The 24,106-nt window shown below is 65.2% G+C and carries 27 protein-coding genes; 6 read left to right on the top strand and 21 right to left on the bottom strand.

Features of this window, described 5'->3' with window-relative positions; genetic code table 11:
• Positions 1–86 precede the first annotated feature (86 nt).
• The 5 genes from CH274_RS07550 to CH274_RS07530 form a co-directional block, all read right to left on the bottom strand.
• The gene (locus CH274_RS07550) at positions 87–638 is read right to left on the bottom strand and encodes a regulatory protein RecX (RefSeq protein WP_094657057.1); all 552 of its coding nucleotides are present in this window, start codon (positions 636–638) and stop codon (positions 87–89) included.
• Positions 639–650: 12 nt separating this feature from the next.
• A complete protein-coding gene (gene recA, locus CH274_RS07545) occupies positions 651–1,688 on the bottom strand; it encodes a recombinase RecA (protein WP_008716921.1) in 1,038 nt (345 codons plus the stop codon).
• Between the two features lie 194 nt (positions 1,689–1,882).
• The gene (locus tag CH274_RS07540) at positions 1,883–2,074 is read right to left on the bottom strand and encodes a DUF3046 domain-containing protein (protein WP_032397886.1); all 192 of its coding nucleotides are present in this window, start codon (positions 2,072–2,074) and stop codon (positions 1,883–1,885) included.
• A gap of 10 nt (positions 2,075–2,084) precedes the next feature.
• On the bottom strand, positions 2,085–3,257 hold the full coding sequence (locus CH274_RS07535) for a glycosyltransferase (protein ID WP_179275659.1): 1,173 nt from the start codon (positions 3,255–3,257) through the stop codon (positions 2,085–2,087).
• A gap of 125 nt (positions 3,258–3,382) precedes the next feature.
• Positions 3,383–3,979, bottom strand: coding sequence for a TetR/AcrR family transcriptional regulator (locus tag CH274_RS07530; RefSeq protein WP_052050488.1), 597 nt, complete (start codon positions 3,977–3,979; stop codon positions 3,383–3,385).
• A gap of 265 nt (positions 3,980–4,244) precedes the next feature.
• On the opposite strand from CH274_RS07530, the gene CH274_RS07525 reads away from it, so the two are divergent.
• Positions 4,245–5,141, top strand: a complete 897-nt coding sequence (locus CH274_RS07525) for a diacylglycerol kinase (RefSeq protein WP_094631730.1) — start codon at positions 4,245–4,247, stop codon at positions 5,139–5,141.
• An 18-nt stretch (positions 5,142–5,159) separates the two neighbouring features.
• On the opposite strand, the gene CH274_RS29110 is transcribed toward CH274_RS07525, so the two are convergent.
• The 5 genes from CH274_RS29110 to pgsA all read right to left on the bottom strand — a co-directional run bounded on the left by CH274_RS29110 (position 5,160) and on the right by pgsA (position 8,585).
• Positions 5,160–5,333, bottom strand: a complete 174-nt coding sequence (locus tag CH274_RS29110; protein WP_032398397.1) for a hypothetical protein — start codon at positions 5,331–5,333, stop codon at positions 5,160–5,162.
• Between the two features lie 98 nt (positions 5,334–5,431).
• A complete protein-coding gene (pspM, locus tag CH274_RS07515) occupies positions 5,432–6,232 on the bottom strand; it encodes a phage shock envelope stress response protein PspM (RefSeq protein ID WP_179272752.1) in 801 nt (266 codons plus the stop codon).
• Between the two features lie 112 nt (positions 6,233–6,344).
• The gene (locus CH274_RS07510) at positions 6,345–7,154 is read right to left on the bottom strand and encodes a PspA/IM30 family protein (protein WP_037189526.1); all 810 of its coding nucleotides are present in this window, start codon (positions 7,152–7,154) and stop codon (positions 6,345–6,347) included.
• 144 nt (positions 7,155–7,298) lie between these two features.
• A complete protein-coding gene (locus tag CH274_RS07505; protein WP_032397883.1) occupies positions 7,299–7,640 on the bottom strand; it encodes a helix-turn-helix domain-containing protein in 342 nt (113 codons plus the stop codon).
• A gap of 252 nt (positions 7,641–7,892) precedes the next feature.
• Entirely contained in the window at positions 7,893–8,585 is a 693-nt protein-coding gene (gene pgsA / locus CH274_RS07500) for a CDP-diacylglycerol--glycerol-3-phosphate 3-phosphatidyltransferase (RefSeq protein WP_373453911.1), read from the bottom strand.
• A gap of 140 nt (positions 8,586–8,725) precedes the next feature.
• On the opposite strand from pgsA, the gene CH274_RS07495 reads away from it, so the two are divergent.
• Both CH274_RS07495 and CH274_RS07490 read left to right on the top strand, forming a co-directional pair.
• Entirely contained in the window at positions 8,726–9,313 is a 588-nt protein-coding gene (locus CH274_RS07495; RefSeq protein WP_230597007.1) for an amino-acid N-acetyltransferase, read from the top strand.
• 41 nt (positions 9,314–9,354) lie between these two features.
• Positions 9,355–9,639, top strand: coding sequence for a YciI family protein (locus CH274_RS07490; protein ID WP_032397882.1), 285 nt, complete (start codon positions 9,355–9,357; stop codon positions 9,637–9,639).
• An 86-nt stretch (positions 9,640–9,725) separates the two neighbouring features.
• Here CH274_RS07490 and CH274_RS07485 read toward each other — a convergent pair whose 3' ends face one another.
• Positions 9,726–12,413 (bottom strand): DNA translocase FtsK, encoded by a 2,688-nt coding sequence (locus CH274_RS07485; RefSeq protein WP_179275658.1) that lies wholly within the window; start codon positions 12,411–12,413, stop codon positions 9,726–9,728.
• Positions 12,414–12,482: 69 nt separating this feature from the next.
• Complete coding sequence (locus CH274_RS07480; protein ID WP_032397881.1) at positions 12,483–13,106, bottom strand: TIGR03085 family metal-binding protein; 624 nt, start codon at positions 13,104–13,106, stop codon at positions 12,483–12,485.
• 79 nt (positions 13,107–13,185) lie between these two features.
• On the opposite strand from CH274_RS07480, the gene CH274_RS07475 reads away from it, so the two are divergent.
• Complete coding sequence (locus tag CH274_RS07475) at positions 13,186–13,965, top strand: sulfite exporter TauE/SafE family protein (RefSeq protein ID WP_032397880.1); 780 nt, start codon at positions 13,186–13,188, stop codon at positions 13,963–13,965.
• A 31-nt stretch (positions 13,966–13,996) separates the two neighbouring features.
• Here CH274_RS07475 and CH274_RS07470 read toward each other — a convergent pair whose 3' ends face one another.
• From CH274_RS07470 to thyX, 3 genes are all read right to left on the bottom strand, one after another.
• Entirely contained in the window at positions 13,997–15,751 is a 1,755-nt protein-coding gene (locus CH274_RS07470) for a ribonuclease J (protein WP_032397879.1), read from the bottom strand.
• Between the two features lie 107 nt (positions 15,752–15,858).
• Entirely contained in the window at positions 15,859–16,767 is a 909-nt protein-coding gene (gene dapA / locus CH274_RS07465) for a 4-hydroxy-tetrahydrodipicolinate synthase (RefSeq protein ID WP_027496818.1), read from the bottom strand.
• A gap of 101 nt (positions 16,768–16,868) precedes the next feature.
• Entirely contained in the window at positions 16,869–17,621 is a 753-nt protein-coding gene (gene thyX, locus CH274_RS07460; protein ID WP_032397878.1) for an FAD-dependent thymidylate synthase, read from the bottom strand.
• A gap of 140 nt (positions 17,622–17,761) precedes the next feature.
• Between thyX and CH274_RS07455 the strand changes: the two genes are divergently transcribed.
• The gene (locus tag CH274_RS07455; RefSeq protein WP_032397877.1) at positions 17,762–18,241 is read left to right on the top strand and encodes a hypothetical protein; all 480 of its coding nucleotides are present in this window, start codon (positions 17,762–17,764) and stop codon (positions 18,239–18,241) included.
• A gap of 27 nt (positions 18,242–18,268) precedes the next feature.
• On the opposite strand, the gene zwf is transcribed toward CH274_RS07455, so the two are convergent.
• The 4 genes from zwf to CH274_RS07440 form a co-directional block, all read right to left on the bottom strand.
• On the bottom strand, positions 18,269–19,723 hold the full coding sequence (gene zwf, locus CH274_RS07450) for a glucose-6-phosphate dehydrogenase (protein WP_032398392.1): 1,455 nt from the start codon (positions 19,721–19,723) through the stop codon (positions 18,269–18,271).
• Between the two features lie 66 nt (positions 19,724–19,789).
• Complete coding sequence (locus tag CH274_RS07445) at positions 19,790–20,998, bottom strand: winged helix-turn-helix domain-containing protein (RefSeq protein WP_094657056.1); 1,209 nt, start codon at positions 20,996–20,998, stop codon at positions 19,790–19,792.
• Positions 20,999–21,033: 35 nt separating this feature from the next.
• On the bottom strand, positions 21,034–21,150 hold the full coding sequence (locus CH274_RS30060) for an MFS transporter small subunit (RefSeq protein ID WP_441344239.1): 117 nt from the start codon (positions 21,148–21,150) through the stop codon (positions 21,034–21,036).
• A complete protein-coding gene (locus CH274_RS07440; protein WP_032397875.1) occupies positions 21,147–22,508 on the bottom strand; it encodes an OFA family MFS transporter in 1,362 nt (453 codons plus the stop codon). The genes CH274_RS30060 and CH274_RS07440 overlap by 4 nt, the downstream gene beginning before the upstream one ends.
• 97 nt (positions 22,509–22,605) lie before the next feature.
• Between CH274_RS07440 and CH274_RS07435 the strand changes: the two genes are divergently transcribed.
• Positions 22,606–23,088 carry a hypothetical protein gene (locus tag CH274_RS07435; RefSeq protein WP_235387128.1) on the top strand — a complete coding sequence of 161 codons (483 nt, stop codon included), beginning with the start codon at positions 22,606–22,608 and terminating at the stop codon, positions 23,086–23,088.
• Between the two features lie 117 nt (positions 23,089–23,205).
• Here CH274_RS07435 and CH274_RS07430 read toward each other — a convergent pair whose 3' ends face one another.
• Together CH274_RS07430 and CH274_RS07425 are read right to left on the bottom strand one after the other, a co-directional pair.
• The gene (locus tag CH274_RS07430; protein ID WP_032397874.1) at positions 23,206–23,658 is read right to left on the bottom strand and encodes a flavodoxin family protein; all 453 of its coding nucleotides are present in this window, start codon (positions 23,656–23,658) and stop codon (positions 23,206–23,208) included.
• Positions 23,659–23,664: 6 nt separating this feature from the next.
• A complete protein-coding gene (locus tag CH274_RS07425) occupies positions 23,665–24,084 on the bottom strand; it encodes a hypothetical protein (RefSeq protein WP_179272773.1) in 420 nt (139 codons plus the stop codon).
• Positions 24,085–24,106: the final 22 nt, after the last annotated feature.

Genomic DNA, 24,106 nt, shown 5'->3' with positions numbered 1-24,106 from the left:
CCATCGCCGGCAACGAGTAAGGCCCGCAACACCGATGGTGTTGCGGGCCTTACTCTTTCTCGACGGCTACTACTCGAGGTGGACGATCACATCGAGTCTGGGCCGTCGAAGCCTTCGGTGTCGGCACCTGCGCGGTCGAGTTGCTCCTTGACCACCGCGAACGCCATGCCCTGCGAGTAGCCACGGCGCGCGAGCATACCGACCAATTTTCGGACAACCTTGTCACGCTCGGCGCGGGCATCCGGCCCACTCGAGTCCGGCAACTGCAGTGTGCGAAATCGCTTGCGTACCAGCTCGGCTGCGCGCTGACGTTCGTCGTCGGCATCGATCGTATCCAGTGCGTGCAGGGCGAGTTCGTTACTGACTCCCTTGTTGCGGAGCTCCATACTCAGTGCGCGTTTACCCTTGCCCGAGTACTCGTGCCGGGATTGAACCCATTGCTGCGCGAAGGACTCGTCATCGACAAGCTTTGCCTTTTCGAGCCGGTCGAGAACGGCGTTCGCGATCTCGGCAGTGAAGCCCTTCTTCGCAAGATTTGCTTCGAGTTCGTGCCTGCTACGCGCTCGGTCGGTCAGCAACCGAAGGCAGACATCTTTCGCCTGCGCCTCGGTGCCGCCACCCTCGTCTCGCTGCTGCACAGCGACAACAGGTTAGAAGTCCACCGGAGCGGCTGCAGGCTCCTCCGCGGTGACGTCCGCGCCGATCTGCAGCTTCTCCATGATCTTCTTCTCGATCTCGTCCCGCACGTCGGGGTTCTCGAGCATGAACTTGCGGGCGTTCTCCTTGCCCTGACCGAGCTGGTCACCCTCGTAGGTGAACCACGAACCCGACTTGCGGATGAAGCCGTGCTCGACCCCCATGTCGATCAACGAGCCCTCGCGGCTGATGCCCTTGCCGTAGATGATGTCGAACTCGGCCTGCTTGAACGGCGGCGCAACCTTGTTCTTGACCACCTTGACCCGGGTGCGGTTACCGATGGCGTCGGTTCCGTCCTTCAGGGTCTCGATGCGGCGGATGTCGAGGCGAACCGAGGCATAGAACTTCAATGCCTTACCACCGGTGGTGGTTTCGGGAGAGCCGAACATGACGCCGATCTTCTCGCGCAGCTGGTTGATGAAGATCACGGTGGTACCGGAGTTGCTCATCGCGCCGGTGATCTTGCGCAACGCCTGGCTCATCAGGCGGGCCTGCAGACCGACGTGACTGTCGCCCATCTCGCCCTCGATCTCGGCGCGCGGTACCAGTGCCGCCACGGAGTCGATCACGAGGATGTCGAGTGCACCCGAACGGATCAGCATGTCGGCGATCTCGAGAGCCTGTTCACCGGTATCGGGCTGCGACACCAGCAATGCATCGGTGTCGACACCGAGCTTCTTGGCGTAGTCCGGATCCAGAGCGTGCTCGGCGTCGATGAAGGCCGCGATGCCGCCTGCTCGCTGAGCACTGGCCACCGCATGCAGGGCGACGGTGGTCTTACCCGAGGATTCCGGACCGTAGACCTCGATGACACGTCCACGCGGCAACCCTCCGATGCCGAGTGCCACATCGAGCGCGATCGATCCCGTGGGGATGACGGCAATGGGCTGGCGGACCTCGTCACCGAGGCGCATCACCGAACCCTTGCCGAAGTTCTTGTCGATCTGCGCGAGTGCGAGATCGAGCGCTTTGTCGCGATCGTATGCAGCCATCGTGAGCTCCCTGTGTCGTGTCGTTCAGCTGTGTCGTGTCGATCAGCTTTGTCGTCGGTAACGCTAGATCGGGGTACCGACAAGAAGTTTCTCGACACCGACCGGCAACCGTTGACCCAAGCATAGGGGAACACGTGTTCGAGTCAACTACCGCAGCAATCGACACGCCGAGAGGATCGACAGGACCCGGGGAACTACCAGCGTTCTCTCGGTACATCGAACTCGTAGCAGATCGACCGCCACACTTCCCGTGGATCGACGCCGTCCTCGATGGCCTGCGCTCCGGTTCGGCCGATACCGGACAGCACGTGATCGGTCAGCAGCGAATCGCCACGAACGGAGCCGAACTCCTCGGTGAGCAGTTCACGAAATTCGGTCAGACGCACAACGACAACCCTAACGTCCGCGCCGTGGAGTGCTGCGGTCGAGCACCCGATGACAGACGGACACGGGATCCTCGACGGACTGCGCCCCGTCCGCCGCCGTCGCCGCCGCCCGGGCGAAGCGCGGATCGGACAGTACGGTGGCCACCGCGTCGGCGATCGAGGTCGGCGTCGGGGGTCGTACGATGACGGCGCTCCCCTGCCGTGCGGCGCGATTGGCCAGCTCCCACTGATCGCCACCGCCCGGGACGGTCACCACCGGAACGCCGTGCATGAGCGCCTTGGCCAGCATTCCGTGCCCACCACCGCACACCACCACATCGGCATGACGCAGCAGTTGGTCCTGGCGGCCCAAACCGGCGTTCGCCCAGTTCGGGAGTACGGCGGGAACTCCGTCGAGAACGGACGCCACCACCCGAACTCCCCTGCCGTCCAACCCTTTCAGCGCCATCTCGAGCATTCCCTCCGCCCCGGTGAAGGCTGTCGACGGCGCGACCATCACCAGCGGTGACGTGCCGTCCGGAGTGTCGAGCAGGTCGTCCGTCGGTTCCCACAGCAGCGGACCGACCACGTGTGCGTCCTCCGGCCAGTCGGGACGGCGCACCTCGAGCGCAGGAATGGTGGCGACGAGCCGAGCAGCCGGGCCCGGATCCTCGGCAGGCAGCCCGATGCTCGTCCGTGCGCTGGACCGCTGAGCTCGTCCCTGAGCGATCGAGCGTGCCGTCAACGCGCGCATCACGGTATCGCGCAACCTGCCGCGAACCCCGGTACCCGGAGCCAGGCCACTTCCGATGGGAGGCAACCCTTTCGAGGGCGAATACAGTGGATGGGGCGAGAGCTCCACCCAGGTGATCCCGAGCCGCTCCGCGGCCATGCCGCCCCCTGCGGTCAGGATGTCGGACACGACGAGATCGACGTTCTCCCGCGCGAGGTCGGGCAGCAACTCGGTCGAGACGAACGCCGCCCGTGAATGGATACGTTGTCCGGCGTCGAGATCGTCGTCCTCCGGCCGCGGCGCAAGACCACCCAGCGGAAACGCCCGCAGCCCCGCTGCGTGCGCATCGGGCACCCAGCGGCTACCGGTGAAGAGGATCGGTTCGTCGCCTGCCGCGCGGAAGAGCAGGGACAGCGCGATCGCCGGAAAGGCATGCCCCGGATCGGGCCCGGCCACCACTGCTACTCGCACGAACCCAGCGTGCCACACTCGAGCCGTACCGCTCGACGGGTGCCGGGATCAGGTCGACAGAGCCGGCCCGAACCCGAGCGGCGAAATGTGCACTCGGTCCCGCATCGCGGTCCACGCAGACTCGTTCACGCACTCTCGGGCCGCAGGTAACTGTCCACTGCGTACGCCATCTGACGCGTCACCTCGGTCCCCGAGACGCGCTCGGACACCATCTCCGCTGACTGCACCGCTGACTGCACCATCAGTAGCACCAGCGTGGCCAGCGTCGTGGGATCCCCTGCGCGAATCGAGCAATCACGTTGTCCGGCAACGACCAGAGAAGACAACGCGTCGATGATCAACGACTGACTGGTTCCGAGTCGATGAAGAATGTACGTGGCCAGCACGTCGGAATCGGAACGCAGAATCTTCACGAACAACGGATGGAGTCGAATGCGGTCGGCCACTTCACCCACGGCAGTGACGATCTGATCGCGAGCCGACGCGGTGGCGTCGAAACTCGGAATCAGGGCACCGATCTCACGAGTGAGCAGGCTCGACACCACAGCTCGCGTGTCGGCCCATCTCCGGTACACGGTGGGCCTGCTGACCTTGGCGCGGCGCGCAATTTCGGCCAAGGTGGTGCGCTTGACGCCGTGTTCGAGGATGCAGGACCGGGCCGCGTCGAGAACGGCGTCTTCGACCGACTTCTCGGGAGCTTCTGTTCGGGACGGCGACTGCAGGGGCTCGGACGAGGCAGGACTCGACACCGGCTGCTCGATCACGTGCCACCCTTCGTAGTTCGGACAAAAGGACTGTATTTCCAGCAATAACAGTCTCTTTCGTTACAGTACCTCACGGTTACACGCACCTTCGGCCCCGAAATCACCGGCCACACGCCCGAACAACGTACGCCGGAGGCATACCGCTGCGAATCGCCTCGGTCACCACCACGGGAACCGTCGACCCTGGCAAGCTGATCGATGTGATCGACGAATCGTTGCGACCATGACCCGATCGGTGACGGTGTTGACCAATCCGATGGCCGGCGGTGGTCGCGCGGGCCACGCCGGGCGCTGCGCCGTGGCGCGCTTGCGGGAGCGAGAACTTCACGTCACGACCATCGAAGGCCGCACGCCCGGGGATGCATTGTCATTGCTCGAGAAGGCCGTCGGCAGCGGTACGGACGCCGTGGTCGCCGTCGGCGGCGACGGGCTCGTCAATCTCGTCGTTCAAGTACTCGCCGGCACCGACGTTCCGATGGGCCTGATCCCGGCAGGCACCGGCAACGACCTGGCCCGAACTCTGGGCCTACCTCGCGACGACGCTGCCCACGCAGCCGACATCGTCGCCGACAACGTCACGCGCGCAATCGATCTCGGACGGATCGGCGAACGGTGGTTCACCACCGTCCTGTCCAGTGGTTTCGACTCGCTGGTCACCGAGAGGGCCAAGCGACTGCGCTGGCCGCGCGGACCTCTCCGGTACAACGCGGCCATGGTGCTACAGCTGGCGTCACTCACGAAGCTCCCGTACGTCATAGAACTCGACGATGCTGAACTTCGACTCGATGCCACCCTGGTCGCGGTCGGAAACGGCAGGAGTTACGGAGGCGGCATGGCCGTGTGCCCTGCCGCGCGAGTGGACGACGGTCTGCTCGATGTCACAGTCGTTCGCGGGGCGAGTCGGACGCGCCTGCTCGGACTGTCACCGACTCTCTATCGGGGAACACACATCGACTTACCGGAGGTCGACACGTACACCTCGACGCAGGTCACGTTGCGGTGCGACGGAATCGTCGCCTACGCCGACGGGGAACGTGTCGCGGAACTACCCGTCACGGCACGCTGCGTACCGCGGGCCCTTCGGGTGTTCGTCGAGCAGGGCTCTGCTGCTCTCGGGTGACGGAACGGCGCATCGGCGTCAGAACTTCAGCGACGAGCGATCGTTGTCGGAGGCGATCGCCTTGTACAGCCACACCAGTCCCATCACGATCGCGCCTGCCACCACCAGCCAGAACAGACCCTTGATGATGCTGCCCAGAAGCGCGAGCGCAATCCAGATCAGAACGATGAATCCCAGAATCTTCCAGAACATGAGTGCTCCTACCGTGTCGCCGCGCACCGTGTCGTATCGCGTACGTCGATCCTGGCATCCGGCCGCGACGAACACATCGGGGTGAACCCTGAATTGTCTCAGCGGTGCCGCGACCGGATCTGATCGATTTCGGTGAGTGCCTCGGCCCATCCCTGCAGGCGATCCGTCGCCGACAACAGCTCACGTCGGTGCGATTCCACGACCGTCGTCGACGCCGGTCCGGCCGGTCCGGTCATCCGCGCGGCCGCGGCGACGAGCTGCTCGTACTGATCGACCCCGGTCGCGAGTTCGGCTGCCGCCGAGGCTATTGCGCCGCGGAGGTGCTCGCGGGTCACAGCGCTCGCCGCCCCCGCACGTTCCAGAGCGGCGATGTCGACAGCAACTCCTTCGAGACCGCGGGCCGCATCGGAAGTAACCCCGATCATCTCCTCGACGTCGTCGGTACCGATCGTCTCGGACCTCGCGAGGATCCCCAGCAGCTCGAACAGACTCTGCTCGGCACCGGCCAGTCGGGCCATCGACTCGTACGCGGCGGATCCGCGCTGCGGCGACACGCGCTTGGTGGGCAGGCCGACGGGGACCGGTTGGGCGCGAAGACGCCGCAACCGCGTCACCGCGAATGCCGCCGGTACCGCCATGAGGGCAGCACTACCGCCGCCCACGAACAGAGTCCACTCCGGAGCCGACAGCACGGCCATCCCCGCGGTTCCCACCGCTGTCGTCGTGGACGCAGCACCGAACCTGATTCCGCGTCGTCTGGCACGGCGAATCTTCTTCAGATGCTTGACACGGGGGTCTTTCCGACGTCCGGCGGCGTCGAGGATCGAGGTACCGACACTTCGAGCGGACTCCGCCAGAGATCTGACCACTGCACCGGACTCGGAGACGGCGGTGGTCACGGATTCTCGATCGAGCGAAACGGCCGGCCGCTTACGCGACCGGCCGGATTCGTGATCTCTTCTACCCATCTCGGCGCTACTGTCGGACGACCGAGTTGTTCGTCAGGTCGATCTACGCCTGAGCCGGGGGCTCGGGCGTCGCGTCCGGGGACTTGGCAATCGACGGCTTCGCCGCGGCATTTCCCGACGGCAGCGAGTCGCCTGCCATCGAAGCGCGGATCTGCTCGAGGCGGCTGTGGCCCGCCATCTGCACGGATGCCTGCTGGACCTCCATCATGCGACCGGAGACCGAGTTCTGAGCCAGCTCCGCCGATCCCAGGGCGTCTGCGTAGCGACGTTCGATCTTGTCCCGGACGGCGTCGAGGCTCGGGGTGTTGCCGGGCGCGGACAGGGTGCTGTCCATCGACCGAAGGGATTCGCTGACCTTTTCCTGCATCTTCGCCTGCTCGAGCTGGCTGAGCAGCTTGGTGCGTTCTGCGACCTTCGACTGCAGGGCCATGGCGTTCTGCTCGACGGCCTTCTTGGCCTGAGTGGCCGCCTGCAGCGACTGATCGTGCAGGACCTTGAGATCCTCGACGCTCTGCTCGGCGGTCACCAGCTGCGCGGCGAAGGCCTCGGCGGCGTTCGTGTACTGCGTGGCCTTCTCGATGTCGCCCGCAGTGGCGGCCTGATCGGCCAGCGTCACCGCTTGCCGAGCGTTCGCATTGAGCTTCTCGACCTCGTCCAGCTGCCGGCTGAGCTTCATCTCGAGCTGGCGCTGATTACCGATGACGGACGCGGCCTGCTGGGACAGAGCCTGATGCTGGCGCTGCGCGTCCTCGATCGCCTGCTGAATCTGAACTTTGGGGTCGGCCTTCTCGTCGATCTTGGAATTGAAGAGCGCCATCATGTACTTCCAGGCTTTGACGAAAGGATTAGCCATGGGGTGGTCCTGCCTCCATCTGTTGCGCCGCGGTGGCCGCGTACGGGTCGGCTGCTCTCGCAGTGACCGAAATGAACCTGTCCGTGCTGTGAAAGTCGGGTGCGTGATCTGGGTCAGGAGTGGAAACTGATTGCTTTTCCGATCTTAGGCGGCGGCGAGAGCTCTGGCAGCAGGTGCCGGAATCACGACGCGAGTATCGCCGTCGATACGGGTGGCGACCGCTGCCTCGTCGAGCCGCGCTGCGGCGGTGGAGGCGTCGGACAGCGTCACACTGACATCGCTCATGACGTCCGAGAGCGGGACGGCGAGTGCGTCGCAGATCGCGGCGAGGAGTTCGCTCGATGCCTCCTTGCGACCGCGTTCCACCTCGGAAAGGTATCCGAGGCTCACGCGTGCGGTGTTCGAGACTTCACGCAGGGTTCGGCTCTGTGCGACGCGAGTACGCCGCAAACTGTCGCCGAGTGCTTCACGCAATAGCAGCGCCATCTCGCTCCTCCTCGTTGGTGTTCGTGCCGACGACTGTGCCGTCGGGACGACAACGTTCATATCTCGTTCGTCCGGAGCCGTCACGATGTTCAACGTCCCAGCCGGTCCGATTGGTTCCCGACCCTATATGCCCGTTCACTCCAACACGTGCCGAAGCTGCTCCGACACGGCTTCCAAGACTGTATCCCGCCGAATCCTCATCCTGCTCGCCCGCGCGCGACACGGCCGCCGCGGAGGGCACGTCGGAGCGATTCATGTCGAGGACACGCCTCGGCGCAGGCGAACGGCCTGCACCACGTAGTCCAGGCCGGTGTACACGGTGAGCAGTACCGCCAGCGCCATCAAGGCAACGGCGAACGGGTCGACGACACTCGGCAGCGGGCACAGGTACACCCCAATCGCGAACGTCTGCACCAGTGTCTTGACCTTCCCGCCGCGGCCTGCGGGTATGACGCCGTGGCGGATGACGGCGAACCGCACTGCGGTGATGCCGATTTCTCGCACTCCGATGATCACCGTCACCCACCACGACAGGTCGCCCAACATCGACAGCCCAACGAGCGCGGCGCCGATCAACGCCTTGTCGGCGATGGGGTCGGCCATCTTCCCGAAGTCGGTGACGAGACCGTACTTGCGGGCCAGCTGGCCGTCGATCCGGTCGGTGATGGCAGCGGCGGCGAAGATCGCGGTCGCGGTCAGCCGCCAGGACGTGTCGTGGCCGTCGCCGACGAACAGCGCTGCGAGAAAGACCGGAACCAGTGCGATCCGGAGCACCGTGAGCACGTTCGCGATGTTGAGCAACGGCACCTCGTCCGGGCCGCCGGCGACAGCGTTGCTGTGGGGCAGCCCCGTCGTGCGCGGAGCATCATCCGGTCCGGAGGCGCGGTTGCCGGAAATCTCACCGCTGGACGGAACGCCGTGATCGGGCGCAACCGGCCCGGTCATCGGCACACCCGCGAGCCGTCGACGACGTACCGGCTCGTATGTCCGCTGTTGCGCAGCACCGATCCGCCGAGACGGGGACACAGCTGCAGAAGCGACACACGGAAAGTTTATCGGTTGAGGGACTGACTACTGTTCACCCCATGACTTCTGGGCCGAATCGGGCGAGTCGCGACATCGCAGACCCCGAATCCGACGTGCATTCCGACCTCGCGGACCGTGGCTCCGTGAACGACGGCACCCTCGTCGTGCGTCGAGCCAGGACCTCCGACATCCCCGAGATCAAACGTTTGATCGACATCTACGCAGGACGCATCCTGCTCGAGAAGAACCTCGTCACCCTCTACGAGGCGGTGCAGGAGTTCTGGATCGCCGAACGTGACGGTGAGATCATCGGCTGCGGTGCGTTGCACGTGCTGTGGGCCGATCTGGGCGAAGTTCGCACGGTGGCCGTCGATCCTGCGGCGAAGGGGCACGGCGCAGGCCACCTGATCGTCGCAAAACTGATCGAGGTCGCTCGTGAGCTGGCACTGCAGAAGGTGTTCGTGCTGACCTTCGAGGTGGATTTCTTCTCCCGACACGGGTTCGCCGAGATCGACGGAACCCCGGTCACGGCGGAGGTCTACGCGGAGATGTGCCGGTCGTACGACACCGGCGTGGCCGAATTCCTGGACCTGAGCTACGTCAAACCGAACACTCTGGGCAACACGCGGATGCTGCTCTCGCTCTGACAGAATTCCGGTATCAATCCTCGAATCCGGAAGAGAGCTCCATGCCCCTGATCGCCGTCACTTACACCTACTCCCCCGCCACCACGGAGGGACGCGACACCCATCGCGCGGCACATCGCGCCTGGCTGGCCGATCTGCTCGACCGGAAGACGCTGGTGTCGAGCGGACCGTACGCCGACGGCAGCGGAGCGCTGCTGCTGGTCGAGGGACCGGATGCCGCCACCGTCGAAACACTGTTCGCCCAGGACCCGTTCGCGGTGGAGAACCTCATCGAGACGGCGACGTTCCACGAGTGGACGCCCGTCATGGGGACCTTCACGTCCTGATCGGCCCGCTCACCCGGTTCGGGTGAATGGACCCTTGCACCGCCCAGACGGCTGCAGTGGTCCATTCACCCGGGACCGGGGAGCGCTCAGAACTCGTCCGACACGGGCTGCTCGTCCGGGTCGCCGCCCTTGATCGACCACAGCAGACCGTCGAGCTCGTCCGGCTTGACGAGCACCTCGCGGGCCTTCGATCCCTCGCTCGGGCCGACCACCCCGCGGTTCTCCATCAGATCCATCAATCGCCCGGCCTTGGCGAATCCGACTCTCAATTTCCGCTGCAACATCGACGTCGAACCGAACTGACTCGTCACGACCAACTCGACCGCCTGCAACAGCACGTCGAGGTCGTCGCCGATGTCGGGGTCGACATCCTTCTTGTCCGAGACCTTCGCTGCGGTGACGGTGTCGTTGTACTCCGGCTCCGCCTGATTCTTGGCGAAGTCGACGACCGCAGAGATCTCCTCGTCGGTGATGAACGCGCCCTGCATACGCGTCGGCTTGCCCGCGCCCATCGGCAGGAACAAAGCGTCACCCATACCGATCAGCTTCTCCGCACCCGGCTGATCCAGGATGACGCGAGAGTCGGTCAGGGACGAGGTCGCGAAGGCCAGACGCGACGGCACGTTCGTCTTGATCAGACCGGTGACGACGTCGACCGACGGACGCTGAGTGGCGAGCACCAGGTGAATGCCGGCCGCACGTGCCTTCTGTGTGATCCGCACGATCGCTTCCTCGACGTCGCGGGGAGCGGTCATCATCAGGTCGGCCAACTCGTCGACGATCGCGAGGATGTAGGGGTAGGGCCGATAGACGCGCTCGCTGCCGAGGGGTGCGGTGATCTCGCCGGAACGCACCTTCTTGTTGAAGTCGTCGATGTGGCGGACCTTGTTGATCTGCATGTCCTGGTAGCGCTGCTCCATCTCCTCGACGAGCCAGGCCAACGCCGCGGCAGCTTTCTTTGGCTGCGTGATGATCGGGGTGATGAGGTGTGGAATGCCCTCGTACGGCGTCAGCTCCACCATCTTCGGGTCGATCAGGATCATCCGAACCTCGTCCGGCGTCGCCCGTGCGAGTAGCGAAACGAGCATCGAGTTCACGAAGCTCGACTTACCGGAACCGGTGGATCCGGCTACCAGCAAGTGCGGCATCTTCGCGAGGTTGGCACTGACGAAATCGCCCTCGATGTCCTTGCCGAGGCCTATCACCAACGGATGGTGATCCTTGCGGGTCGACGGCGCGGTCAGCACGTCCGCCAGGCGGACCATCTCCCGGTCCGAGTTGGGTACCTCGATACCGACCGCGGACTTCCCGGGGATCGGCGCGAGCAGGCGAACGTTGTCGGTGGCGACGGCATAGGCGATGTTGCGTGCGAGCGCGGTGATCTTCTCGACCTTGACGCCGGGTCCGAGCTCCACCTCGTAGCGAGTGACCGTGGGCCCACGGGTGAAACCGGTGACCGCGGCATCGATCTTGAACTGTTCGAGTACCTCGGAGATCGCCTCGATCATGGCGTCGTTGGCCTGGCTGCGGGTCTTGGGCGGATCACCGTCGATCAGCAGCGACAGCGACGGAAGCGTGTAATCGCCGTCGACGACGCGATCGACGACGATCTTGTCGTCCTCGGCTGCCTGCTTCGGTTCGGCCGCTTTGACGATCGGCTTGGGCTTGGGCCGTGGGGGCGCGACCGGCTCGGGGGCAGGTGCGGGGACAGCCGCGTCGGGCACGATGACCTCGGTGGCCGCCTCGGGTGGCGGGGTCTTGCGCGCGCGGGGCGGCTTGGTGACCGGGATGTACTCCTCGGTCGGGTAGTTGTCGTACGGGTCCGCGCTGCCGTGGACCGGGTAGCCGTCGGCGTCGAAGTTGCTGTCGTAGTCGCCGTAGCCCTCGTCTCCGAACTCGGAGCCGAAGTCGGCCGGGTCGTACTCGTCGTATTCGTCTCCGCGACTGTCGGTGCCGAACAGTGCTCGCATCCGATCCGGCACGTCGCGCACGGTGGTGCCGGTGAGCAGGAGTACTCCGAACAGACCGGCGAGCAGCAGCAGCGGCACAGCCAGCCACACGGTGAGGCCGTCGGCGATGGGTCCGCCCGCTACGTAGCCGACGAAGCCTGCGCCCTCGGATCGGCCGGCGGCATCGGTCGGTGAACCGGCGGCCATGTGCCACAGTCCGAGGATCGGCAGACCGAGCAGGATCGAGCCCAGGACCAGTCGCGGTCGTACCTCGGGATGCGGTTCGGACCGCATCAGAACAACGGCGATCGCGACACCGAGCACGGGCGCGACGTAGCCGGCTTCGCCGATGACGGCGCGGATGCCCACCTCTATCCATTCACCGACCGGTCCCCCGGCGCTCAACCAGACACTCGCGGCGACGACCACGCTGACGGCGATCAGTCCGAGAGCGATGCCGTCCCGGCGGTGGCCGTGCTCGATGTCGGCGGCCTTGCTCACCGTCCGAGTCGTGGCACCGACTCCGCGTGCGGCCATCGACCAGGTGGACGCAATGCCCCGCCCGATCGCATCGAGAGCACCGCGTGACTTCTTCTTCGCCGCAGGCCGCCGAGCCGTCGACGCACCCCTGGCGGGTCCCTTGCCGCGCGAGGATGCGTTCGCACGGGAGGTCGCCGGGTTGCGCGGCGCGGTGGGCTTCTTGGGCGTGGTGACGGTGCGCGCGGTGCGGCCGCCACCGGATTTACGGGCGGTGCCGGACGCGCGCGAGGAGCCGGATCCACTGGACCCGGCCCTGGCGGTGGAGGTGCTGGTCTTTCCTGCCATGCCCCCAGGCTAGTCGCAACAGCCCCGTCGAAACCATCCGCAACACCAGTAACAGCGGAGCCGAATGTGTCAGAAGCTCAGATCGAGTGCCTTCACGACAGCGACATCGTCGGCCGAACCCTCGTACAGAACCTCGATCCGGTCGCGTCCGAATGCGTAGAGCAACAGTTCCGACGGCTCCCCCACCACGGTGACGCCGGGGCCGGACCCGCCTTTGAACGTCGCCCGTCGCCCGTCGGGTGTGCGTACGTGAACCGGTACGGGTGACGAGCGATGACCGCCCCGACCCACCAAACGGACCTGCGTCCACAGTCGGGTCTCCACGGCGGTGGGCAACACTCGCCGAGTCCAATTCTCGCCTGCTCGGCGCAGATCCTCGTGATGAACGAACATCTCACCGAGGTTGATCAACGGGTCCAGCAGTGCGAACGGTGACCACATGGGCGGCCCGGTCCGAACGTCCTCCACCACGGCGGCGAACGGCTTGTTAGCCACGGATCGCTGAACCCGCGCCGTGTACCCCGCGAGCGGAGACAGAAATATGCCCGGCGAGGCGTCCAGGCGTCGCTCCCGAACGACGAGATGCGCCGCCAGATCGGCCGCTGTCCACTCACCGCACAGCGTCGGCGCATCGGGACCCACGTCGAGAAGGGTCTGGACCAGTTGGGAACGTTCATCCTGGGCAAGGCTCACGTGCTCCAGGCTACGGCCAGACGGAACCAGCGGCATCCTGCCGCGGGGTACCACCCTTCGCCTGGGTAACCTCCCAACAGTGCCGGTATCGGAAATTCTCGTCATCCTGCTCGCCGGGTTCGGAGCCGGAGCCATCAACGCCGTCGTCGGCTCCGGGACGTTGATCACGTTTCCGACGTTGGTCGCATTCGGCTATCCCCCGGTGGTTGCCACCATGTCCAATGCGGTGGGACTGGTCGCGGGAAGTGTCTCGGGTACGTGGGGATATCGCCGCGAGCTGCGCGGACAGTGGCATCGACTGCGATGGCAGTTGCCTGCCTCGTTCTTCGGAGCACTCGGCGGGGCCTGGCTGCTGCTGCATCTGCCCGAAACGGTGTTCGCCGCGGTGGTTCCGGTGTTGCTCATCGGCGCGCTGATCCTCGTTGTCGCACAACCGAGAATCCAGGCCTGGGCGAAGCGTCGATCGGAGGCCGCGGGCAAGGCCGCGAACCACATCGGTCGCACCAGGATGGCGTTGGTCACCGGAGGCACTCTGCTGGTCGGCATCTACGGCGGCTATTTCACTGCCGCACAGGGAATTCTGCTCATCGGAGTGATGGGGGCACTGCTCCCCGAAACCATGCAGCGGATGAACGCCGCCAAGAATCTGCTGTCACTGGTCGTCAATGTCGTTGCGGCGGTGACGTACACGATCTTTCGATTCGACGACATCAGTTGGCAGGCAGCCGGACTGATCGCGGTCGGCTCTCTGATCGGTGGAGCCGTCGGAGCACGCTACGGCCGCCGGCTCTCGCCGGCGGCCCTGCGTGGTGCCATCGTCGTTCTCGGTCTGATCGGACTCTGGCGACTGCTCGTCTAGCCGATCGCGTCCAGTTCGGCTGCGGGCGTGCCTAGTTCGACTGCGGCTGCGGCTTGACCGCGATGATCGTCGGAACGATCATCGGCTTGCGGCGATACTTGTCCGCCACCCACCGACCGACCACGCGGCGCACGGCCTGCGCGATGCGATGCGTATCGGACACGTTGTCGGAGGCCAACCGCTGCAACTCCGACTCGACGAGTTGACCGGCCTCCTTGAGTGCGGCCGGATCGTCGGAGAATCCGCGACCGGACACCTCGGGTGCGGTCACCGCACGTCCGGTGGCCGAGTCGACGGCAACGCTGATCGCGATGAATCCGCCCTCGCCCAGTACCAATCGATCGGAGAGCGTCGAATCGCCGACGTCACCGACCGAGAGGCCGTCGACGTACACATGCCCCACGGGCACCTGTCCGACGATCTCGGCGAGACCGTCGACCATGTCGACCACCACGCCGTCCTCGGCCAGCACCACGCGGTCCTCGGGGACACCCGTCGCCTTGGCCAGCGCCGCGTTGGCGCGCAGGTGACGCCACTCGCCGTGTACCGGCATGGCATTGGTGGGCCGCACCGCGTTGTAGAGGTACAGCAGCTCGCCCGCCGAGGCATGGCCCGAGACGTGAACCTTCGCATTCTGCTGCGTCACGACGGTCGCACCCCGCTTGGCGAGGCCGTTGACCACTGCGAACACCGAGTTCTCGTTACCCGGAATCAGCGAGGACGCCAGCACCACGAGGTCGTTCGCCTTGACGTTGATCTGGCGGTGCTCGCCGCGAGCCATCCGGGACAGCGCCGACAACGGCTCGCCCTGCGAGCCGGTGGAGATGAGCACCAACCGGTCGTCGGGAAGTGTTGCGGCCGTGTCGACATTGACCTCGAGGCCGTCGGGCACACGCAGGTAACCGAGGTCCTGAGCGATCTGCATGTTGCGGACCATCGACCGCCCGACGAATGCCACTCGGCGGTTGTACCGCTCGGCGACGTCGATGACCTGCTGGATGCGGTGCACGTGACTGGCGAACGACGCGACGATGACGCGCTGCTTCGCCTTGCCGATGACGGTGTCGAGCACTCCGCCGATCTCACGTTCCGGCGTGACGAATCCGGGCACCTCGGCATTGGTGGAGTCGACCAGAAACAGGTCGACGCCCTCGTCGCCGAGCCGTGAGAAGCCGGCCAGGTCGGTCAGGCGACCGTCGAGCGGCAGCTGATCGAGCTTGATGTCACCGGTGTGCAGCACCAGACCGGCGTCGGTCCTGATGGCGATGGCAAGCGCATCGGGAATCGAGTGGTTCACCGCGAAGTACTCGCAGTCGAACGGACCGTGCTGGGTGTGCTGGCCCTCGATGACCTCGACGAGGTTGGGACGCAAGCGATGCTCACGGCACTTGGCCGCGACGAGTGCGAGGGTGAACTTGGATCCGACGACGGGCAGGTCGGGACGCAGACGCAGCAGGAACGGCACTGCTCCGATGTGGTCCTCGTGACCGTGCGTCAGGACCACTGCCTCGACGTCGGCCATGCGATTCTCGATGTGGCGGAAGTCGGGCAGGATCAGGTCGACGCCGGGCTGCTGGTCCTCGGGAAAGAGCACGCCGCAGTCGATGATCAGCATCTTTCCCTGATGCTCGAACACCGTCATGTTGCGACCGATTTCTCCGATGCCGCCGAGTGCGACCACCCGAAGGCCCTTGAACGGGGCCTTCGGCGGTGTGCCGAGGCGCTCCGTCGGATCGAATTCACGACGCTTGTCGGGACGCTGAGTGCGCGCAGAGTTCTGCACCATCGGCTTGCCCTGGCGGGATCCTGCCGGTTGGCCCTGCTTCGGGGCCGGACGCTCGGAGGGAGGTCCGGCGTTTCGGGTTGCGCGTCCGCGCGATCGGTTCGGTCGTGTCATACAAGAACTCCTGCCGCCCGCAGCTCTGCTGCGAGCAATTCGATGTGGTCGATGCTCGGTGGCACCTGGGGAAGTCGTGGTTCGCCGACATCGAGTCCGATGAGGCGAAGGCCGGCCTTCGATGCGCTGACGCCGCCGAGGCGCGCGACCGAACGGATGACCGGGATGAGGCTGACGTTGATCGCCTGTGCGCGTGCGATGTCGCCCATCATGAAAGCGGTGTGCAGCTCACGCAGACGCGCCGGAACGAGGTGGCCGATGACGCTGACGAAGCCGGTGGCACCCACCGAGAGCCAGGGCAGGTTGAGCGGGTCGTCGCCGGAGTAGAACTGCAATCCGGTCGACGCGATCAGTTCGGCACCGGCGTTCAGATCGCCCTTGGCGTCCTTGACCGCGAGGATCCGGGGATGCTCGGCCAGCCGACGCAGTGTCTCGGTCTCGATGGGAACGACCGATCGCGGCGGAATGTCGTAGAGCATCACGGGCAGGTCGGTGGCGTTCGCGACCGCGGTGAAGTGCGCGTAGAGACCGGCCTGCGGTGGCCGCGAGTAGTACGGGGTGACGACCAGAAGACCGTGCGCGCCTGCGCGAGCGGCATCACGAGCGAGTTCGACGCTGTGCGCGGTGTCGTTGCTGCCTGCCCCGGCGATGATGCGAGCCCGATGGCCGACCGCGGCTATCACCGCACGGAGCAGTTCGAGCTTCTCGTTCTCGGTGGTGGTGGGCGACTCGCCCGTCGTGCCGGCCAGAACCAATCCGTCGTTACCTTGCTCGACGAGGTGGTGCGCCAGCCGAACGCCTGCATCGATGTCCAACTTACCGTCCGCTGTGAACGGGGTCACCATGGCGGTGAGCACCGTACCGAACACAGGCGCAACGGAAGGAGCGGCGTCACCGTAGGTCATGGCAGCAGATTACCCGGTGCTTTGCCCACTCTCGCGCAGCGGGACTTCCCCGCCGACACCGCCGGTGCATACCCGGTCTTCGAGGCAACCGAACCTCGTCGTCAGACCTCGGTCACGAACGGGCTGCGGGCGACTTCCGTGCCGTCCGGCAGCGTCGAGATCTCGAAGTCACCGAACACGTCCGGAGCCACGTCCACGAGCTTACGCAGACATTCCACGGCAACACGTCGAATTTCCACGTCCGCATGTTCGGAGGCTCGCATCGACACGAAATGTCGCCACGCGCGGTAGTTTCCGCTCACCACCACCCTCGTCTCGGTCGCATTCGGCAACACCGACCGGGCCGCCTGACGCGCCTGCTTACCTCGCAGCGCGGCGTTGGTGACCGATTCCAGCTTTCCTTCGAGTGCACCGAGCAGTTCGGTGTAGGCCGCCCGGCTGGCCTCGGTGGCCGCGGCGAACAGCGCCTCGAGTTCGGGATCGCCTTCGACTGCGGGCGGAAGAACCACGTTGGCGTCGTGCTCGGGAACGAATCGCTGCGAGAGCTGCGAGTAGGAGAAGTGCCGGTGCCGAATCAGCTCGTGTGTGCACGAGCGTGAGATTCCGGTGATGTAGAAGCTCACGCTCGCGTGTTCGAGAACCGAGAGGTGTCCGACGTCGAGCAGATGCCGCAAGTACGACGCGTTGGTCGCGGTCCGGGGATTGGGCTTGGACCAGCTCTGATAGCAGGCCCGTCCGGCGAACTCGACCAACGCCTGTCCGCCGTCCGCGTCGGTTTCCCAGGGGATGTCGACGGGCGGAACGAACTCGGTTCGGGCGACCAGTTGCACTCTCAACGCAACCGTCCGCGGCACAGCTCTACCTTCGTTTTCTGCTGACACCGCACAACCCTAAACGCGGCACCGATGCCCGGCGAGCGATGGCGTCACTGCGCGGACACGTGACGCCACCAGCACTCCTTGACCGACGTCATTCATGGCGTCACACTGGCATCATGGAACTGGACAAGTACACCGCGTCACTGCGCACGGATCTACTCGCGGCGGCCGCCCTGGGAGACGAGCACACCCGACAGACAGCGGAGGCTCTCGGAAAGACGGCCGAAGCGTCGGCCAGATTGATGCTGCTCACCGCACTGTCCGACTTCGCGGCCGAGGTCTCGAACGATCTGGACGGACATACGGTCACCGTTCGTCTCGACGGCACGCAGGCGCACGCCGATGTTCGACGCGACAGCCCGGTGCCCGGTCTGCACGACGGCGATCCGGCGGAGCCCGTCACCGAGGACTACCCCACCATGGACGATGTGTCCGGTGAGGTGCGACGGGTGACGCTGCGACTGGTCGAGCAGATCAAGGAACGTGCCGAGGACGCCGCGAACAACAGCGGAGTGTCGCTCAATTCGTGGTTGTCGCAAGCAGTTCAGGGCGCACTGCGCGATCAGATGCGCAAGGAACGCGGCTGGAACAACTGAGCCCAGGAGTTCGAGCGAGCGCTGGCCCTACTTCTTCTCGCGCCACTCCCGCTCGAACGGCAACCGCCACGCGTGTGGGGCGATGAGTTGGTGGATCGCGTTGGGTCCCCACGACCCCGGTGCGTACAGGCGAACGGGGGGCGGATCGGCGAGCAGCGGCTCGGACACCTGCCACAGCCGCTCGATACCCTCGGCTGTGGTGAACAGCGTGTGGTCGCCGTACATGGCGTCGAGAATGAGCCGTTCGTACGCCTCGAGGACGTCGCCGACCCGCTCGGTTTCCTGGATGGCGAACTGCATGCTGAGTTTGTCCAGACGCATACCGGGTCCTGGACGCTTGCCGTAGAACGACAGTGACACCTTCGAGGCGTCCGCGAGGTCGAAGGTCAGGTGGTCGGGACCTTGCGCACCCACGCCCGAGCCGGCCGGGAACATGCTCTTCGGTGGTTCCCTGAACGCGATCGAGATGATGCGCTGCCCCTCGGCGAGGCGTTTGCCGCTGCGCAGGTAGAAGGGCACTCCGGCCCAGCGCCAGTTGTCGATCTCGCATTTGAGGGCCACGAAGGTGTCGGTGTCGGAGTCGGCGGCCACACCCTCCTCCGAGCGATAGCCCGTGTACTGGCCTCGGACAACGTTTTTCGGGTCGAGCGGCATCATGGACCGGAAGACCTTGTTCTTCTCCTCGCTGATGGCGCGGGGTTCGAGCGCCGTCGGCGGTTCCATCGCCATGAATGCCAGCACCTGGAACAGGTGGGTGACCACCATGTCCTTGTACGCGCCGGTGGATTCGTAGAACCCGGCTCGTCCGTCGAGGGCGAGCTTCTCCGGGATGTCGATCTGGACGTGATCGATGAAGTTGCGATTCCAGATCGGCTCGAACAACCCGTTGGCGAAGCGGAAGGCCAGGATGTTCTGCGCGGGTTCCTTGCCGAGAAAGTGATCGATCCGGAAGATCTGATCCTCGTCGAACGTCTCGTGAACCCGAGCGTTCAGGGCGATCGCGCTCTCGAGGTCTGTGCCGAACGGCTTCTCCATGATGATTCGGGAGCGCTTGACCAGATCTGCCGACGCGAGCGTATCCACCACTGCCAGAGCAGCTCTCGGCGGAACGGACAGGTAGTGGAGCCGTTTGGCGCTTCCTCCGAGTTCGATCTCGGCCTCGGCCACGGCCTCCCCCAGCGCCGCCGGTCCTGCCTTCTGCGACACGTAGGTCAATCGCGAGGCGAAACGACTCCACTGCTCGTCGCCGACTTTGCGGCTCGAGTAGGTGTTGATCGATTCGCGAGCGAGAGCGCGGAATTCGTCGGTCGACATCTCTTCGAGCGAGGTTCCGACGACCCGGATGTTCGGCGCGAGATCGGACAGCGCCAGATGCATCATCCCGGACAGCAGTTTTCGCTTGGCCAGGTCTCCTGTCGCCCCGAACAGGACGACGACCTGGGGTGGGAGTTCCGTGGCGGTGTCCGACCGGCGTGAAGTCACAGTTCGAATAGTGGCACCGATTCTGCCCGAGTGCACTTCGGCGGGACCCGACCCAGCCGACGAAGGTCAACGCAATGCGGCGACGAGGTCTCCCCGGTCACCCACCACCACGCGTTCGAGTTCGAGCCAATCCGCCATCTCCCGCAGCACCTCTCGCAGTCGAGGCGCGATGTCGCCCGCGTTGCGGTCGCCTTCGACGAAGGCCGCGACCACGTGCAGCTCGGACCGCGCTCGCACTGCCTTGAGATCGAGTCGAGCCACCAGATGCCCGTCCAGCAGAAAGGGAAACACGTAGTAGCCGTGAACTCGCTTGTGCTGTGGGGTGTATATCTCGATTCGATAGTGGAAGTCGAAGATTCGCTGGACCCGCGGCCGGTAGAAGATCATCGGATCGAACGGGCACAGCAGAGCGGAAGCGGTGGCCGTTCGCGGTGTCCTGGCCTCGCGGTGCAGGAATGCCGGTGCGTTCCAGCCTCGGACGGTCACCTGTTCGAGCACACCGTCCTCGACGAGTTCGGCGATCGCCGCCTTGGCCTGCTTCTGCGAGAGTCGGTAGTAATCCCTCAGATCCGGCTCGGTGGCGACTCCCAGTGCCCGCGAGGACTTCTCGATCAGTGCACGTACCGCGACCGGTTCGTCGACGCGCCTGCGCAGAACGTCGTCCGGGATCACCCGCTCGCTGAGCTCGTACCGGCGCACGAAACCCGTCCGGGCCGGCACGGTCACCACGCCCGCCGCGAACAGCTGTTCGCAGACGACCTTGACGTCACTGCGATCCCACCACGGCCCCTTGCGACCGGGTGTGTCCACCTCGAGGTGCTTCTCGATCTCACCTGCGCTGGCAGCACCGTTGTCGCCGATCACCGCGAGGACGTCGTCGACGAGAGTCGGTTCACGGTCGAGAATGTGGGCAGCTCCGCCCCACCGCCCGTGTCGATACAGCTCCATTCGCCACCGCATCAGCGCCCAGTCCTCGACGGGTAGCAGCGCGGCCTCGTGTGCCCAGTACTCCACCAATCGACGGGGCCGACGAGCGGTGTCGGTCCATGCGGCGTCGTCGACGATCGAGCGGTCGTACACGCCGACGCGGCTGAACACCGGTGCATAGTGCGCACGAACCACCACCGACACCGAGTCGATCTGCAGCAACCCGGTGGTGTCGATCGCTGCGTGCACCGCGGCCCTGCTCGCCGGCCGAGTACGCGACCGCCTCGACGCCAGCCCCTGGGCGGCCAGGGCCGTGCGGCGGGCGGCGGCGGCACTCATCTCCTGCATCGGGCCAGCCTGTCACGGCCCACCGACACGTCGACTCAGGTACTGAACAGATTCGCCGCCTTGAGGATCAATTCGTACAGTCCGTAGGCGAACGGCACGCCGACCCACGCCCATGCGACCGCCATCGTGACCTGCCTCTGTACGCCGCTCATGCTTTCACTCCCGTAGTGGCTGCAGAACCCGCGTGATCGGATTCGTGGTACTTGGAGGCGACCGGTTTGATCGCCTCGTTGGCCAGGAAGCCGACCACCAGCAGGCCGATCATCACGTAGAACGCCGGCAGGTATCGGCCGGTGGTCCCCGGCTCACCCGCGTCGGCGATGGCATTGACGATCAGTGGCCCCAACACACCGGCCACCGACCATGCGGTGAGCAGTCGTCCGTGGATCGCGCCGACCTGGTACGTACCGAAGAGGTCCTTGAGATAGGCCGGAACCGTCGCGAAACCCGCACCGTAGAACGAGAGAATCAACAGAGCCGAGACCATGAACAGGATCTTGTTGGTGTTGGTGAACAGTGCGATGTACAGGTACAGCAACGCTCCTACACCGAGATACATCCGGTAGATGTTCTTGCGACCGACCACATCGGAGACCGAGGACCAGACGAACCGCCCGATCATGTTGGTCAGGGAAAGGAACGCGACGAAACCGGCGGCTGCGGCAGCAAGGGATTCGGGCGAGGTCGCGTCGGGAAAGAAGTCCTGATAGATGCCCGATCCGCGTTCGAGAATGCCGATTCCGGCAGTGACGTTGAAGCACAACACGACCCACAGCAGCCAGAACTGCGGAGTCTTCACTGCGTTCGCGGCCGAGACGTTGTGCGTCGAGATCATCGACGACGACGCGGGCGGGGTCCAGCCTGCCGGCTTCCATCCCTCGGCCGGCACTCTGATGAGCACGACACCGAGGGCCATGAACACCGCGTATCCGACGCCCAGCGTGAGGAATGTCTTGGCGATGGAACCGTCGGTGAAGCCGCCGAAGTTGACCATCAGCTGACTGGTGAGCGGAGACGCGATGAGTGCGCCGCCGCCGAAGCCCATGATCGCGATTCCCGTGGCCATACCCGGCCGGTCGGGGAACCATTTCATCAGCGTCGAGACAGGTGAGATGTAGCCGATTCCGAGGCCGATGCCGCCGACGAATCCGTAGCCGAAGATCACCAGCCAGAACTGTCCGAGGGCCATGCCCAGCGCGGACAGCAACAGTCCGGAGACGAAGAAGACCAGGGAGACGGCCATGGCCCACCGTGGACCGTTCTTCTCGACGCGGGTTCCGAAGATCGCCGCGGACAGGCCGAGCATGACGATGGCGAGCTGGAACGGAATGGCGGTGACGGTTCCGCTGAGTCCGAGCGCGTCGGGCTGCGAGATGGCGTTCTTGAACACGCTCCAGGCGTAGGCGGACCCGATCGCGAGGTGGATCGACAAGGCCGCCGGGGGTATCAACCAGCGACTCCACTCGGGTGTGGCGACGATTCTGGACCGGTCGAGAATGGGGAGGGTCATCGAAATCCCTTGGAATAGAAAGTGGTACAAACTTGTACGAGCCCTAGCAGTCAAACACGGGCACCGCCCCGGCTGCTCACAATCAGGAATAGTTTCTGTGCCGAAGTCACTATCGGCTCCGGGTATCTTCGAGAAAGTGGATATCGAACGGTGGCGCAGTCGCCTGCCCGTCAAACGGGCCTCCGACGGCGAAGTGATCGGATGGACCGTCGCGCACGAATCGACTACGCGCGACGAGTACGACGAGGGCTATCTCGTCGATGCCGTCAATCCTGTCGGGGTCACCGTGGCTCGGGGCGTTCCGATCGAGCGCGCAATCGAGCACCTGGAGGATCGGGGTCTGGCATCGCTGTCGGCGCCGCACTGGACGAAGGCGCCGCTACCACTCGAGCCGGAGACGGACCTGTCCGCACCGCATGACGATTGGCCCTGGCGGCGGGTGCTGATGACACAACTCGACGACAACCGGGTGTGGATCAGGCCCGCGTATCCGAGCTGGCCGGAGCGGCTGCTCGAGATTCCGCTGCAGATTCCTGCCGACGAGATTCTGCGTGCCGACTCCCCCGACGATTCCGACTGAATTCGGTGGCGACCCGGGACGGACCTGATGGCGTCGGCCGTCGCGGGTGTCGGACGGACCGTCGTAGTTCTCGGGGCGCGCGAGTCATCGTGGAAGCCCGTCGGGAAACCGTCACCGTCAGTCGGACAGCCCCGCCGCGACGGTTCCGCCCAATTCGTAGCAGCGTTCACGTGCGGGCTTGCCGCTCTCGGCGATGTGTACGGTCCCGAAGACCTTCTCGAGGCCCCAACCCGACGCGATCTTCTCGATGGCCCGTCCGGCACCCACGGTGTCGTCGTTGCCGTGAACCCAAGCGGCGTAGGGCTTTCCGGCAACGGCACCGAGGCACGGGTAGTACACGGTGTCGAAGAAGTGTTTCAGCGCCCCACTCATGTACCCGAAGTTCGCCGGCGTTCCGAAGAGAAATCCGTCGGCACCGAGGACATCCGGAACGGTCGCACCGAGAGCAGGCACACTGCGAACGTCAACGCCGGTGATCTCGGGGTCGTGTGTGCCGTCGAGCACTGCCTCGAGCAGCTCACGTGTGAGCGGGCTCGGGGTGTGATGAACGACCAGCAGGGTGCGCGGCATCGACGGTCAGTTCTCGTTCCGTTCGAGTGCCACGGCGCGCTTCATCGTCTCGCGGGCCCGTCCGCGGTCACCGGCGTAATCGTAGGCACGAGCCAACCGGTACGAGTTGCGCCAGTTGTCCGGATCCTTCTCCCACTCGGTCTTGATCTGTTGGAACAACTCGTCTGCGGCATCACGTTCGATGCGTCCCGACGGTCTGCGCGGAAGGTCCGAGACGTCGAGTTCGAGGCCTTCCTCGTGAATGCGCGATGCCAGCCTCTGATGGTCGAAACCGGCTTTCAACGTGGCCCACACGATCCACAACCCGAGTATCGGCAGCAGCAGGACCCCGATCCCCAGGGAGATGCTCGCCACACCACCGTTCTGGATCAGCGTCACACCGCGCTGACCGAGCAGGAAGAAGTAGAAGCCGAGGATCAGCACCATCACCGTGATGATGGCGAGCACC

The sequence above is a fragment of the Rhodococcus sp. 06-418-5 genome, assembly GCF_002258285.1.
GTDB lineage: Bacteria > Actinomycetota > Actinomycetes > Mycobacteriales > Mycobacteriaceae > Rhodococcoides.
The sequence above is the reverse complement of the archived record's forward strand: the minus strand, read 5'-3'. Positions and strand labels throughout refer to the sequence as shown.

Coding starts and splice junctions, on each gene's coding strand:
- recA (WP_008716921.1), bottom strand. CDS start 1,688: ATGGCTGCATACGATCGCGACAAAGCGCTCGATCTCGCACTCGCGCAG.
- CH274_RS07525 (WP_094631730.1), top strand. CDS start 4,245: ATGACCCGATCGGTGACGGTGTTGACCAATCCGATGGCCGGCGGTGGT.
- CH274_RS29110 (WP_032398397.1), bottom strand. CDS start 5,333: ATGTTCTGGAAGATTCTGGGATTCATCGTTCTGATCTGGATTGCGCTC.
- CH274_RS07510 (WP_037189526.1), bottom strand. CDS start 7,154: ATGGCTAATCCTTTCGTCAAAGCCTGGAAGTACATGATGGCGCTCTTC.
- CH274_RS07505 (WP_032397883.1), bottom strand. CDS start 7,640: ATGGCGCTGCTATTGCGTGAAGCACTCGGCGACAGTTTGCGGCGTACT.
- pgsA (WP_373453911.1), bottom strand. CDS start 8,585: ATGACCGGGCCGGTTGCGCCCGATCACGGCGTTCCGTCCAGCGGTGAG.
- CH274_RS07495 (WP_230597007.1), top strand. CDS start 8,726: ATGACTTCTGGGCCGAATCGGGCGAGTCGCGACATCGCAGACCCCGAA.
- CH274_RS07490 (WP_032397882.1), top strand. CDS start 9,355: ATGCCCCTGATCGCCGTCACTTACACCTACTCCCCCGCCACCACGGAG.
- CH274_RS07485 (WP_179275658.1), bottom strand. CDS start 12,413: ATGGCAGGAAAGACCAGCACCTCCACCGCCAGGGCCGGGTCCAGTGGA.
- CH274_RS07470 (WP_032397879.1), bottom strand. CDS start 15,751: ATGGTGCAGAACTCTGCGCGCACTCAGCGTCCCGACAAGCGTCGTGAA.
- dapA (WP_027496818.1), bottom strand. CDS start 16,767: ATGACCTACGGTGACGCCGCTCCTTCCGTTGCGCCTGTGTTCGGTACG.
- CH274_RS07455 (WP_032397877.1), top strand. CDS start 17,762: ATGGAACTGGACAAGTACACCGCGTCACTGCGCACGGATCTACTCGCG.
- CH274_RS07445 (WP_094657056.1), bottom strand. CDS start 20,998: ATGCAGGAGATGAGTGCCGCCGCCGCCCGCCGCACGGCCCTGGCCGCC.
- CH274_RS30060 (WP_441344239.1), bottom strand. CDS start 21,150: ATGAGCGGCGTACAGAGGCAGGTCACGATGGCGGTCGCATGGGCGTGG.
- CH274_RS07440 (WP_032397875.1), bottom strand. CDS start 22,508: ATGACCCTCCCCATTCTCGACCGGTCCAGAATCGTCGCCACACCCGAG.
- CH274_RS07430 (WP_032397874.1), bottom strand. CDS start 23,658: ATGCCGCGCACCCTGCTGGTCGTTCATCACACCCCGAGCCCGCTCACA.
- CH274_RS07425 (WP_179272773.1), bottom strand. CDS start 24,084: ATGGTGCTGATCCTCGGCTTCTACTTCTTCCTGCTCGGTCAGCGCGGT.